This is a genomic window from Desulforapulum autotrophicum HRM2 (assembly GCF_000020365.1).
GTDB classification, from domain to species: domain Bacteria; phylum Desulfobacterota; class Desulfobacteria; order Desulfobacterales; family Desulfobacteraceae; genus Desulforapulum; species Desulforapulum autotrophicum.
Window position 1 is genome coordinate 3,742,122 of the sequence record NC_012108.1, and the last position, 11,719, is coordinate 3,753,840.

Below are 11,719 nucleotides of genomic sequence, written 5' to 3' on the forward strand. Positions count from 1 at the left end.
GGGTTACGCTCCTTTTGGGTAGCAGGCCTTGACCGCATCCATGGTCAGGGTATCCAGATAGCCTGAAATGGTGGCGTCATACTCGGCCGTGTGTTTAAAGGCTTTCTTTGCAAGCTCGAACCGGTCCCCAAGGGAAAGGCAGCCGTTGTTTGCCCCAAGGCGCTCTATGATACCGCCATAGGATTCAGGATCAACCACGGACGCCACCCGGATAAAATTTTTGGCTGAGGCCCGGATCATGGTGGGTCCGCCGATATCAATGTTGCCCCGGGCGTTCTCACAGGTAACCCCGGCCGTTGCAATGGTCTGCTTGAACGGATAGAGGTTGGCCACAACCATGTCAATAGCCATGGATGAGGTCCGTTTTAAATCCGCCTGGTGGGCATCATTGTAAGTTTCCGTAAGAAGCCCGAGATAGATCCTGAAGTCAAGGGTTTTTACAAGCCCCCCCTGGGTTTCAGGCTGACCGGTATAATCGGCCACCTGGGTAAGCCGGCCCTCGGCTTTCTGCCCGAGGATCTCCTGGATCCTGGAAAAGGTCCCCCCTGTGGAGAGTATCCGGACTTTTGGATTGGCTGCAACCAGGGCCGGGATTAACAGTTCAAGTCCCTGCTTGTCCGAGACGCTCACAAGCACCGTGTTGATGGGGATCAAATCATCAATTTTATCTACAACATTCTTTCCCATAATTTTTCCTGTGGAGTTCGTTTTTATAAAAAATCATACTGAATCAAGAAATCGACCATTCACACGGCCGTTGGTAATGAATGTTAATATAAAAATACCGGTTTTAAGTCAAGACTCAATAGGAAGACCACCCACAAGTCAAACGGATTGATATCGAAATATTTTTTTAACTTTGGTTGACAAAGGGGAACGGCCCATCCTATATATATTCTGGGTCAGACAAAAAGACCAGGCAGAATCCCCTCCCGAAATGGCGTTGATATCATAATAACAAAGAGCCCGATTTTCGCTTCCCAAGAGCCCGATCCTCAAATTCAGACAAATTCCATACAAGATTTGACCCCTAACGCAATTTCTAACAACGGAGGCAAAAAAATGATCTTTATGGGTACGTTTACGATGCCGGGAAACAAAACCGAAGATTGGAAGAAATGCAGTATTGAAATGGCTTCCCATCCCCTTCCAGACTGCCTGAAAAAATGGCATGCTTTCTCATGCTCCGATGGGAACGGCTGCTTTAAAGGCTATAACATCATATATGCACAACCTGGAAAAGCAGATGAGGCTCTCATGGAAATAAACCGCCTCATGCTTCCATTCTGCCGGATTAAACGAACCACATGGAAACTTGAACCCTTGATGAGCGCCGCAGATGTTTTTAAAACATTGGATAAAACCTAAAAATTGCAAACGGTAGTTGGCTGGATATGGAAGACGCCGGGCATGGGGCTGTAGTCGCAGTCGCCTACCTCAAATGCCCGGCAACCAGCAGATCCGGTCAAATAGAGTTCCCCCAGGGTTTCTGGTCTTTCGTAAAGTAGAGCAAAGCTGCGAATACCGAATCCCTGCCCTGGGATAGATTTTCTAAAGGTCATAAATCGTGAACAGACCAAGGCTGTTTGACACCCCGGAGAAAACTTGTTAAAACGCCTTAACTTTTCTCAGAATCATTGGACAAAAATCCAGGAGTTGCCCCTTGCACCGAACAAAGACACTCTCCCTTGCCTATTCAAGCTGTCCCAACGACACCTATATTTTCCATGCCATTGCGGCAAAACGCATTGTAGATCAGACACTTGATTTCACCATCACCCTGGCCGATGTGGAGACCTTGAACCAAAAGGCCGGAGCAGGACGTTTTGACGTAACAAAACTGTCGTTTGCAGCCCTTGGCAACCTCAGGAACGACTATGCCCTTCTCAGGACAGGTGCAGCCCTGGGCCGGGGATGCGGCCCCCTTGTGGTGGCAAAACCCGGTACAAAGATTAAGCCCGACACCCGGCTCAGGGTTGCCGTACCCGGATTCGGCACCACGGCCTGTCTGTTATTCCGGTTCTTTCTTGAAAATCAATTTCCGGGAATAACAGCAGAACTGGTGGCCATGCCCTTTGAGGCCATCATGCCCTCAATCGTCAGGGGAGAGAACGATATAGGTGTGATCATCCACGAGGGCAGGTTTGTCTTCCAGACCCTTGGGCTTGATTGCCTGGCAGACCTTGGACAATGGTGGGAGACGCAGACCGGACTGCCCATTCCCCTGGGATGCATTGCCATCAAGCGAGACCTTGGACCTGAAATTGCTGCAAGGGTGGAAGGCCTGATCCGCCAGAGCATTGACCTTGCTGGAAAGAACCCCCAGGCTGGCCGCCAATACATCCGGGAGCACGCCCAGGAGCTTGACGATCAGGTGATCAACCAGCACATCAGCCTCTATGTGAACACATTTTCATCCTGTCTGGGTAAAGAGGGAGAGGCTGCCATTGAAGCATTCTTTGAAAAGGGTGAACGCGCCGGGTTGATAACACCGGCCAGCAAGCCTTTGTTTGCCCATCCAGGCTGAAACAATACGACCTATTCCGGTTAATTATCTTAAAATCAGATATGGAATGCGAGCTGCAAATAGACTCTTAACGCTTTACTTTTTTAAAACCAGGGGCTATACCGGTTTAAAACATAGGAGTTAAGATGAAGCTAATTCCATTTACACCGGATGATTATACCCTTTTAGTGGGCTGGATTCCAGACGAAGTGAGCAATCTTCAGTGGAGCGGCGCATTGTACGAGTGGCCCCTGACAACCGAACAAATTAAACACCATGTGCAGTCCAAAAATGTGACTCCATTTCTGGTTGAATCCAAAGGTAAGCAAGTTGGATTTGTTGAGCTTATCAGGGAATCGGACGAAGTTTACCGATTATGCCGGGTTTTGATAGCAAATCAGGCGGCCCGGGGCAGCAGGGTCGAAAAAGAACTGCTTCAAATGGCAATTGACCATGCCCAAAGCCAGTTTGGAGCAAAAAAAATAAAACTGTCCGTGTTTGAACAAAATATTCAAGCCATCAAATGCTACCTTTCCCTGGGGTTTAAGATAACGGCCAGTGAAAAAAAATTTCATAAATTTAAAGGCCAGTGGTGGCCCCTTTTGCGCATGGAGATGGCTTTGTAAATTTCAAGGGCATACATCAATCTACTTGGAAAATTGAACCACGAAATCCATATGCGCTTTCATGGCCATGTGGACCTGATCACAATTTCTGGCCTTGATGGCGTTAATGATGGCAAGGTGCTGTTTGAGGATGGTCTCTACGTTTTCTTTGCCCCTGTACAGATGTTCAAGATTTGTTCGAATGCCATGGAAAAAATAATCATAGAAATTGCGCATGATGAGGATCTGGAGGGAATTTTTAGCGGCATAGGCAATGGCCATGTGAAAAGATGTGTCGGCCGCGGTGCCGAGACAACCCGAGGCAATTTCTCTTTTCATCTCCACCATGGCGTGGTCCATGGCCTTGATATCATCCGCATCTGCCCGTTTTGCCGCAAAGGCTGCAGCATTACACTCAAGCCCCAGCCGGACTTCAAGGAGATCATCAATGGTGGCGTCCTGGATCTGCATCATTTTGGAAATGTTGATCTCTTCCTTAGGGTCAACCACCTTTACAAAAGTCCCCTGGCCCTGCTTGTGAACCACAAGGCCCATGGTGACAAGTCGCTGAATGGCATCCCTGATGGTGCTGCGGCTCACCTGCATGGCCCGGGCAAGCTCGCGCTCGGCCATCATCCTCTCTCCCGGCTTGAGTTCACCCCTGTAAATCAGTTCCCTGATCTGATCAAAGGCCTGGTCGGATATTTTTTGGGGTTTAATGGGTTTAATTGGCATTTTCATATGGGTCTCCCGTGGTCTGGGGTCAGGTCCTTTAAAGTATCATATCTGTTTTTGATTGTGCAAGAATTCAGCATGGAGTTCAAGGGATTGGCGCACCTGTATATTCAAATTTGCCTTGATTTCCTGGTAAAACCAAGGGATTTCTTGGGATGGCGAGAATCATGAAAGGGCACTGACTAACCATCCTGAACCGCCCCATCCCAAACATAAAGTACTACTTTATCCACGAGGAATTATTTTATATCAAGGTTTTTTTCAAATATTCATCTGATTTTCTCCCTGGTTCCACTGGCCTTTCCTCCATAAATGGTGGGCCACAACGAACATTGTCCCCCCCCTGGAGGATGCCACGGTGGGGAGTCCTATAAAAGAAGGAGTTGACACATGGCAGTAGGGTGGGCAAAAGACGGTGCGGTACAGGAACAAATTGATGCAGGGATCGATGATGCGGTGAGCCTGGCCAGGAGTCGGCTACCCAAAGGGGAGAGCCTCACCCATTGCCGAATCTGCGAAGAAGAAATTCCCCAAGCCCGGCGCCAGGCGATTCCAGGGGTTTACCTGTGTGTGGCCTGCCAGGCAGAACTTGAAGCCCAACAGGCCGTTTCCACGGGAATCAACCGCCGCGGCAGCAAAGACAGCCAGTTAAAATAAAATGATACAAAGCCGTATTATTTTTTATATGAAACACCCACCAAAGCATTAACATTGGCGGAGTTTCCATATTTGTTGTGGCCGGATGCCATCCCTCGTTCCGGCCGTGCCGGTTTATATGAAACACTCGCCAAAGCATTGTCAATGAAGGTGTTTCAAAATTTGTTGAGGCCGGAGCCATATCGCGCTCCGGCCGTGCCGGTTATATGGTCAGTCGTTTTTTACTTTATACCTTTAAGGTTATATGCCCATCAGGGCTGAAACAGCTCAACCTTTACCTGTTCGTTAAAAAGTCCGTGCATATAGAGGCGTTGAAAAAACAGCTCAAGGGCATGAATCTTGGGCGAGTCAAGGTCACAGAGCAGCACCTGATAATACCGCTCAATCAGGCAGCGGTCAAGGTTGAGCCTGGCAACGCCCCTGTCAATGACGGCCCCGATATTCTCATACCCCTGATGCCTTGACTGAAGAAACAGATCCAGGGCCAGGGCCACCCGTTCAGGGTGCTGTGCGGCAAAGTCCCGCCTCACCACCCACACGGCAAACACAAAGGGCATCCCGGTCGATTGGTACCACAGTTTCCCAAGATCCATGCGAAGGTCAAAAAAATCATCCCAGGGCTGGGTCAGGGCTGCATCGCCGATGACAAGCACAGCTTCAGCATCAACGGGGATATCTTCGGGGTGCCTCATTTTCCCGGTCACAAAGACCGGGGTAACCTTGTGTTCAGCAAAAATCAGCCGGACAAGAAGGGCTGAGGTGGCTGAATCCTCGGTAAGGACAACCTTTTTATTGTGAAGCTTTTCAATGGGAGAGTTGCTCATCAAAATGACCGAAAGAACCGGTCCGTTACAGGATATGGACAGATCCGGCAGCACCAGAAGATCCCTGTGGTGACATCCATAAAAGCCTGCTGAAATGGGGCTTATGGCAAGATCACCCCTGCGGATCATGCGGTTGAGTACGGCAGGCGGGCCGTCAGTCATGGTGATCCAGGCTGGCAGCAGGCCGTGATCCAGGCCATAGTATACAGGAGAAGCGTTGATGTAATCGATCCGCCCCATGGAAAGGGTATCTTTATTCATTGCGTATTATGATTTCCAATAGATGTTCAGGTGTATCTGCCTCAGCCGGAACAAAGAGAAACTTTGCCAATCGACCCGGTTCAAGAGTGCCAAAATCACTGTCCAGACCCAAGGCCCTTGCCCCGTAACAGGTGGCCATGGCAAGGATTTCAGCGGCAGACACATCAAAATAATTTTGAGCCGCAAAAGCCATCTCATCGGCCATGCTCAGAGAATCACAGCTGGCAAGGCTGTCCGTGCCAAGGGCCGGCCTCAGCCCGTGGTCAAGCAGCTGCCGGATGCAGGGAAGTCGGTGGTGAAGGTTCAAGTTACTCCTGGGACAGACGGCTGTTTTCACCCCCCGTTCAACCAGGAGATCAAGGTCGTGGTTGTCGACATCCAGCAGGTGAACCGCCAGGGTCTTTGAATCAAGGAGATCAAGTCGGTCAAGGTAGACCACAGGGCTCCTTGCCGGAAGGGGCCAGGTCGAAAAGTCAATGCCCCGTTCAGTCAGAAAATCAGCCCACTCCCCCCCTGCTGTCCGGATGAACTGCGACTCGTCACTGGATTCAGCCACATGGATGGAAAAGGGAAGGTTCTGCAAGACAGACGCTCGCTTAAGTCCTGCCAGAAGTTGGGGAGAAGCGGTATGGGGCGCATGGCCAGCAACGGAGAAACCAAGTCTTTGATCGGTAAAAGGCCCAAGCTCAAAAACAGGGGCTGGATCATCTGAACCGAGCAGTTCCTGGAACCACACACCTGAAAGCCTGGAACTCGCCACTAGATCACGGGTGATACCCAGGGTGGAAATTTCACCGACACCCAAGGTGCCCGTGGCCAGCATCTGGGCGATCCCCTGCCGGGCTGCAGCCCTTAAGGCCGGAAAACCCAGTTTGCTGCGGACCACAAGCAGATCTGCCACCCAGCCCTTAAATCCCTTGTCAAAGGGCAACCGCCCCCGAAGGGCCGATAGTTCAAGGTGGGTATGAACATTGACAAGGCCCGGCATGAGAACGCCAGAGCCATGGTCAACCCCGTCTGTGCCGGAATAGTTGCTCCCCACCTCGACAATCCTGCCGTTTTCCACACGGACATAGCCATTTGCTATGATCTTCCAGGGAGTGACAACCACCCAGGCGGCCCGGTGGACACAGGGATTCCCGGGGGACTGGATAATTTCACACCCTTTAAATCCAGGGGTTTTATTGGGCAACATCATAGGAGGTTGTAATAACAGTCCCGCTGCCTTGGCTCAAACCCGGCCGTTGTGATCAGCCGTTTTATCTCGGATTCCGGGAGCATGAAATCCACGCCGGCGGCAGCCACCACATTCTCCTCTATCATTGTGCTCCCCATGTCATTGGCACCGTAAAAAAGAGCTGTCTGGGCAATTTTATCGCCCTGGGTAACCCAGGACGCCTGGATGTTATCAATGTTGTCCAGAAATATCCGGCTAAGGGCAAGGACCCGCAGGTAAGGCACCGACCCCGTTTTGGGAACCTGGATTTTTGTGTTGCCCGGCTGGAAAGTCCAGGGAATAAAAGCGGTAAATCCACCGGTCTCATCCTGGAGCTCCCTGATGCGCGACAGGTGCTCAACAATGTGGCAGGGGGACTCAAGGTGGCCGAACATCATGGTGGCACTGGAACGCATGCCCTGGCCGTGGGCCACCCGCATCACCTCGAGCCAGGTGTCGGTGAGACACTTGTTGGGAGAAACCTTTTTTCTTACCTCATCACAGAGGATTTCGGCCCCGCCACCAGGGATCGAGTCCAGTCCTGCCTTTCTCAACCGGGTTATGGTTTCGGCAATTGAAAGGCCCGACTTTTCAGCAATAAAAGAGATCTCGGGCGGTGAAAAGCCATGGACATGGATGTCAAAACGGTCCTTGATAAAAGTCAAAAGGTCCGTATAATAATCAAGGGAAAGTTCCGGGTTCATGCCACCCTGGAGAAGAATCTGGGTGCCCCCGAGCGCAATGGTCTCGGCAATCTTGGCCTTGAGGGAATCTCGTGTGATCACATACCCCTGTCCACTTTCCAGGGTCTTGTAAAAGGCGCAGAAACGACAACCAGATACACAGATGTTGGTGTAATTGATGTTGCGGTCCACAACAAAGGTAACAATCCTGTCTGGATGGCGCTCAAAACGTCGATTTTCCGCAAGTCTTGCCAGGGTTAAAAGTTCGGCGTCATAAAAAAGCTTGAGCCCTTCTTCCCGGGAAATTCTCTGTCCGGCAATTATTTTTTCAACAATCTGATCGATGTTCTGGTCAACGCAAGTGGTGTGATACGTGTCCATGCTATGGTCCATATTTTTGTCTCTACTTTGTTCCCGGGTTATCATGGAATTGTGGGTCCTTCATTGACAGGTCTGTAGAACGAATCCCTTTCAACCGGGACAAAACCTGCGGAACGAATCATTCTTTCCATCTCTTCCCTTGAAAGTCCCTTGGCCGAGCGGGCACCGGCCGTGTGGGTAATTCGCTCTTCAATAATGGTGCCGTCCAGATCGTCGGCGCCATAGGAGAGGGCCACCTGGGCGAGTTTTTCACCGATCATGACCCAGTAGGCCTTGATATGGTCAAAATTGTCGAGCAAAAGCCTTGCAACGGCAATGCTCTTCAGGTCATCCACGGCGGTTGTCGACGGCAGATGGGAAAGCTTTGTATTTTTCGAGTGAAAGGCCAGGGGAATGTAGGCCGAGAACCCATGGGTTCTGTCCTGAAGCGCCCTCAGGGCAAGGAGGTGATCCACCCGCTCTTCCATGGTTTCAATATGGCCATAGAGCATTGTGGCGTTGGAGGTGAGGCCGTTTTTATGGACCGCCTCCATGATTTCCAACCACCGTTTTGAATCAATCTTCTTGGGAAACAGCTCATCCCTTACCCGGTCGCTCATCACCTCGGCACCACCGCCGGGCATCATGTCAAGCCCCGCCGCCTTGAGCGCTCCAACAGTATCGTCAATTGAAAGACCAGAAAGGCCAGAAAGGTAATCTATTTCCACACAGGTAAACGCCTTGATCTTTGCAAGTGGCCTCAAACGCTTGACCGTTTTCAACAGATTGATGAAATAGTCAAAATCAAGGGCCGGATTCAGCCCGCCCACAATGTGCAGTTCATTCACCGGCTCTGCAATGCGATCATTGATCCGTTGTTCTATCTCGTCCATGGACCAGGTATAGGCCCCTTGATCCTCCCGATCCACGGCATATGCACAGAACCGGCATCGGTTCTTGCACACGTTGGTATAGTTCAAGTGCTGGTTGTAAACATAGAAGGCAACATTACCGTGGCGCTGTTGCCGGACCCTGCCGGCAAGCATACCCACACCGTTTAAATCCAGGGTTTCAAAAAGAACAAGCCCGTCTTCTTTTGAAAGGCGGGTATTGTTTTCAATTTTTGCGCCAATGGCGTCAAGCCGTTTATCGGCAAATTCGAGTTTCACTCACAATCTCCTCTTTACCCTCCTCACAAGTTTCTTTTTTTTCTTTACTGGCCTGGCCTCGGCCGCCTGGTTCTGTCTGGGATCCAGAAGGTTGTTCTGGGAATAGGTGCAGCTGGCCCTCGGACATTTGAGGCCCTTGTCCCCTGAAGGGGTTGTAAATTCAGTCAAAAAAGGGTTTTTACACAATGGACATTCAAAATGGTAGGGTTTCTCCCAGCTCACAAACCGACACGCTCGGTTGGAGCAGGTATAATATGTCTTATTCTTGGACGTTGTCTCAGACACAATCTTTCCATCAAGGCAAATGGGACAGGGCATGGCAAGCTCGGCCTCAAAGGCTGCTATTCGGGAGGCAAGGTCCGCCTCATCTACCAGGTCCGGTTCCGGTTCTGGTTCCGATTCTGGTTTTTGTGCCCCATCACGTTGCCTGTCAAGAACAGCCTTTTCCATGGCCTCTTTTTCAAGGCGTATCCGTTGTTCGGCAGCCTTGATCTCGTCTGCCCTGGCCTGGAGCTCAGCTTCCTTTTCCGCCATGGCAGCGGCCTCATCCGCCACACGTTTTTGTATCCGTTGTTCCACGTCCCGGGCCGCATCTTCAGCCTGTTTCAAATCCTTTTCCCGGGCCTCCAGTTGCCGGGAACGTTCTTCAGCTTCCCTGAGCCGGGTTTGAATTTCAGCAAATTCCCGGGTCGTTTGTTCTGCCCTTTGCCGTTCCTGTTCTGCCGCAATGGCTGCCTCTGAAGGTTCCTTGTCAAAAACATCCTTGACTGTTGACCGCTCAGAATCATGACCGATACTGGAATAAACTGCCGGTTTGGACGACAACCGCCTGCTCCTGAGGCTTGCGATCCGTTTTGACGCATTTTCCTTAAGTTGGCTGGAAACCGCCCTGTTGACAGGTGAGGCCGGCAAAACTGAAGATTTATTGATTCCACCACCAGGAGTCTGGACGGACCGAACTGCGGCCTCGGCCTTTTCCCTATTTATGGCAAGCCCCCTGGATTTCAAGGTCTGGGAAAGGCTCTGTTTTGCCATCTCAAGGGATTTTCGACCTGACACCACCTCATCGTTCATCTGCATGACAAAGGCAACAAGGTTCATGCCCTGCATTCCCGGAAACATGGTGTTTAAAAGACTGACCATGGTACAGGCAGAGGCTTCTGCCTGGAGAGTCCCGGCCGTGTTGATGCTCAGGTAGCCCATGTCAATTACAGCGGTCAGGTCATGGTCAAGTTCGTCCTTGGAATTAATGCCCATCTCGAAAAGGTCTGCAATAAAAGAAGGACGGGTGTAACGTTCGGGCGGGGAATCGGAAAAATCAACAATCTCCCTTTCCCTGTCAACGGCAACGACAATACAGGCAAGGGTAGTCAGGTTATAAGCCTCCAGGGCCGTTGTGGAATCAATGTCCAGCAACGATGTGATTTCCTTTGCAAGGACCTCGTCAAGGGTCTTTCTTACCAAAGGGGGATCATGTCCATTTCCAGGGGAGGATTGCTCACCCATCATTTGTCTTCCTGGTTAATATCTGAAATCAGATCGGCAATGGTCGAAGCCATGCCTGAAGCATGGTTGCCCCCAGTGCTGTCGTTGTGCAACATGGCGTTTTCCACCGGGGCCACAGGTTCTGGCGATTTATCAGTAAACCCTGCGGTAGAGATATCAAGACAGCTGCCGTCCCGTCCGAATACGACCGAAAGGGGGACCTTAATGTGAAAATCAAACTTATAGGCTATCTGGTCGTTGAACACAACAAGGTCGCCCTTTTTATAGTCCACATCCTCTTCAAGGGTAAAATTATGCTTTTCAAGCAGCAGGGCCTCAATGGCTTCCCAGTCAAGCTCTGCATTAATATTATCAATGAATTCTCGCTCGCTGGCTTTGATGGTCTCTGGATTGGTTATCTTCATCGCTGTCATCCCGTCAGTTAAAGAATGAAATCAATTCGTTTGCAACATCAAGATAGGCCTCTGCACCTGGACTTTCAATATCATGGAGTGCAACCGGCTTACCACGTTGAGCAGCTATTTCAACGGCATTATCCTGTGGAACAAAGCTGTTATAAACGATTTTTTCAACACCCTTTAGATCCTTTTCTTCCAGGAAGTGGTCAATTTCTCCCCTTGAACAACATTGGGTAAAAAAGACACCTGCGATCTTCAGGTGCTGCTGAAAATTATCCTTGACATGGTTCACCATCTGGAGAAGCAATCGAAGATCTCCAATGGCCTCAGGTGTACAGTGAAACGGCAGGACAAGCCAGTCAGCTGCCGCCATGGCCATTACCGTTAAGAAGCTGTAGGAGGCGGGGGGATCAATGATAATGTAATCGTATTCATCCCTTAACTCCCTGAGGAATATCCTCAGGATTCTTTCATTGCCGACGTTCCTGGAAAGCCGGGTTGCTGCGTGGAAAAGAGACAGGCTTGAAGGAATAACATCCATGAACCGCAGCTGGGTTTTTAAGACAGCCTCTTGAAGGCTGACCTTTCCGACCAGAACAGAACTCAAATCACAGGTCATCAAAGACAAATCAACCCCTGCCATCCGGGTTGAACAGGCCTGGGGATCACAATCCACAAGCAACGTTTTTTTTTCAAGAAGGGCCAGGGAGGCAGACAGATTAACAGCTGTAACACTTCTGCCATTTCTACCCCTTTGACCGGCTATTGTAATGATTGTACCCATGGCTAGACACATTAC

13 protein-coding genes are annotated in these 11,719 nt (G+C 50.4%); 4 read left to right on the top strand and 9 right to left on the bottom strand.

Annotation, left to right across the window (positions count from 1 at the left end):
• Window positions 1-3 precede the first annotated feature (3 nt).
• Window positions 4-687: a PurH2 gene (locus tag HRM2_RS16320; RefSeq protein ID WP_015905143.1), complete on the bottom strand. Its 684-nt coding sequence runs from the start codon at window positions 685-687 to the stop codon at window positions 4-6.
• 384 nt (window positions 688-1,071) lie between these two features.
• On the opposite strand from HRM2_RS16320, the gene HRM2_RS16325 reads away from it, so the two are divergent.
• From HRM2_RS16325 to HRM2_RS16335, 3 genes are all read left to right on the top strand, one after another.
• Window positions 1,072-1,368: a hypothetical protein gene (locus HRM2_RS16325; protein WP_148214651.1), complete on the top strand. Its 297-nt coding sequence runs from the start codon at window positions 1,072-1,074 to the stop codon at window positions 1,366-1,368.
• Between the two features lie 295 nt (window positions 1,369-1,663).
• Window positions 1,664-2,527 carry a 1,4-dihydroxy-6-naphthoate synthase gene (locus tag HRM2_RS16330; protein WP_015905146.1) on the top strand — a complete coding sequence of 288 codons (864 nt, stop codon included), beginning with the start codon at window positions 1,664-1,666 and terminating at the stop codon, window positions 2,525-2,527.
• A gap of 125 nt (window positions 2,528-2,652) precedes the next feature.
• On the top strand, window positions 2,653-3,132 hold the full coding sequence (locus tag HRM2_RS16335) for a GNAT family N-acetyltransferase (protein WP_015905147.1): 480 nt from the start codon (window positions 2,653-2,655) through the stop codon (window positions 3,130-3,132).
• Window positions 3,133-3,153: 21 nt separating this feature from the next.
• On the opposite strand, the gene HRM2_RS16340 is transcribed toward HRM2_RS16335, so the two are convergent.
• Window positions 3,154-3,852 (bottom strand): FadR/GntR family transcriptional regulator, encoded by a 699-nt coding sequence (locus tag HRM2_RS16340; protein ID WP_015905148.1) that lies wholly within the window; start codon window positions 3,850-3,852, stop codon window positions 3,154-3,156.
• Window positions 3,853-4,236: 384 nt separating this feature from the next.
• Here HRM2_RS16340 and HRM2_RS16345 point away from each other — a divergent pair, with 384 nt between their 5' ends.
• Entirely contained in the window at window positions 4,237-4,503 is a 267-nt protein-coding gene (locus tag HRM2_RS16345; protein ID WP_015905149.1) for a DksA/TraR family C4-type zinc finger protein, read from the top strand.
• 251 nt (window positions 4,504-4,754) lie between these two features.
• On the opposite strand, the gene HRM2_RS16350 is transcribed toward HRM2_RS16345, so the two are convergent.
• The 7 genes from HRM2_RS16350 to HRM2_RS16380 are packed head-to-tail and all read right to left on the bottom strand — an operon-like array spanning window position 4,755 to window position 11,704.
• A complete protein-coding gene (locus HRM2_RS16350; protein ID WP_015905150.1) occupies window positions 4,755-5,588 on the bottom strand; it encodes a menaquinone biosynthetic enzyme MqnA/MqnD family protein in 834 nt (277 codons plus the stop codon).
• Window positions 5,581-6,786: an amidohydrolase family protein gene (locus HRM2_RS16355; protein ID WP_015905151.1), complete on the bottom strand. Its 1,206-nt coding sequence runs from the start codon at window positions 6,784-6,786 to the stop codon at window positions 5,581-5,583. Before HRM2_RS16355 ends, HRM2_RS16350 begins: the two co-directional genes overlap by 8 nt.
• On the bottom strand, window positions 6,783-7,868 hold the full coding sequence (mqnC, locus tag HRM2_RS16360) for a cyclic dehypoxanthinyl futalosine synthase (RefSeq protein ID WP_049770543.1): 1,086 nt from the start codon (window positions 7,866-7,868) through the stop codon (window positions 6,783-6,785). Before mqnC ends, HRM2_RS16355 begins: the two co-directional genes overlap by 4 nt.
• A 41-nt stretch (window positions 7,869-7,909) precedes the next feature.
• Window positions 7,910-9,016 carry an aminofutalosine synthase MqnE gene (gene mqnE, locus HRM2_RS16365; protein WP_041273327.1) on the bottom strand — a complete coding sequence of 369 codons (1,107 nt, stop codon included), beginning with the start codon at window positions 9,014-9,016 and terminating at the stop codon, window positions 7,910-7,912.
• Complete coding sequence (locus tag HRM2_RS16370; protein WP_015905154.1) at window positions 9,017-10,525, bottom strand: GumC domain-containing protein; 1,509 nt, start codon at window positions 10,523-10,525, stop codon at window positions 9,017-9,019.
• A complete protein-coding gene (locus HRM2_RS16375) occupies window positions 10,522-10,926 on the bottom strand; it encodes a hypothetical protein (RefSeq protein WP_015905155.1) in 405 nt (134 codons plus the stop codon). Before HRM2_RS16375 ends, HRM2_RS16370 begins: the two co-directional genes overlap by 4 nt.
• A 13-nt stretch (window positions 10,927-10,939) precedes the next feature.
• Entirely contained in the window at window positions 10,940-11,704 is a 765-nt protein-coding gene (locus HRM2_RS16380; protein ID WP_232364054.1) for a ParA family protein, read from the bottom strand.
• Window positions 11,705-11,719: the final 15 nt, after the last annotated feature.

Bases quoted from the DNA above. Each gene is read 5' to 3' on its own strand.
- HRM2_RS16320 (WP_015905143.1), bottom strand. From the start codon at position 687: ATGGGAAAGAATGTTGTAGATAAAATTGATGATTTGATCCCCATCAAC.
- HRM2_RS16325 (WP_148214651.1), top strand. From the start codon at position 1,072: ATGGGTACGTTTACGATGCCGGGAAACAAAACCGAAGATTGGAAGAAA.
- HRM2_RS16335 (WP_015905147.1), top strand. From the start codon at position 2,653: ATGAAGCTAATTCCATTTACACCGGATGATTATACCCTTTTAGTGGGC.
- HRM2_RS16340 (WP_015905148.1), bottom strand. From the start codon at position 3,852: ATGAAAATGCCAATTAAACCCATTAAACCCCAAAAAATATCCGACCAG.
- HRM2_RS16345 (WP_015905149.1), top strand. From the start codon at position 4,237: ATGGCAGTAGGGTGGGCAAAAGACGGTGCGGTACAGGAACAAATTGAT.
- HRM2_RS16350 (WP_015905150.1), bottom strand. From the start codon at position 5,588: ATGAATAAAGATACCCTTTCCATGGGGCGGATCGATTACATCAACGCT.
- HRM2_RS16355 (WP_015905151.1), bottom strand. From the start codon at position 6,786: ATGATGTTGCCCAATAAAACCCCTGGATTTAAAGGGTGTGAAATTATC.
- mqnC (WP_049770543.1), bottom strand. From the start codon at position 7,868: ATGGACACGTATCACACCACTTGCGTTGACCAGAACATCGATCAGATT.
- HRM2_RS16370 (WP_015905154.1), bottom strand. From the start codon at position 10,525: ATGATGGGTGAGCAATCCTCCCCTGGAAATGGACATGATCCCCCTTTG.
- HRM2_RS16375 (WP_015905155.1), bottom strand. From the start codon at position 10,926: ATGAAGATAACCAATCCAGAGACCATCAAAGCCAGCGAGCGAGAATTC.
- HRM2_RS16380 (WP_232364054.1), bottom strand. From the start codon at position 11,704: ATGGGTACAATCATTACAATAGCCGGTCAAAGGGGTAGAAATGGCAGA.